The following is a 339-nucleotide window of genomic DNA, read 5'->3' on the forward strand; positions in this document are numbered from 1 at the left end:
GAAATCCACAAGGACGAGATCGTCGTCGTGTTCCGTGTCGATCCGCAACCGCCGGTTCGCGGCAGCGAAAATTCGACCGACTCAGACGCAGGAGAGAAAAGTATGCAACATTGTAGGCGGCGTACTTACCCCACCTTGCGGCATTCCACGCTCGCTCGGAAAGAGACGACCCTTGCCGAAACTGCCGGCTTTGAGCATCGCCTTGATCAGGCCTAGTACAACATCCCGTAAATACATTTAATAATTATCGGGCTGCAGATAGGGCTGCAGCAGCGTGACCACCACATCGGCCATCTCGTCGAGCGAACCCGTGCCCGGAAGCGGCTCCCAACGCCCGCT

1 protein-coding gene is annotated in these 339 nt (G+C 57.2%); it reads left to right on the top strand.

The features are described from left to right. The coding region (locus AB4Y42_RS44415; protein ID WP_368697920.1) for a hypothetical protein at positions 1-216 on the top strand (216 nt) is incomplete at its 5' end. Between the last annotated feature and the right edge of the window lie 123 nt (positions 217-339).

The sequence above is a fragment of the Paraburkholderia sp. EG286B genome, from assembly GCF_040965655.1.
Lineage (GTDB): Bacteria > Pseudomonadota > Gammaproteobacteria > Burkholderiales > Burkholderiaceae > Paraburkholderia.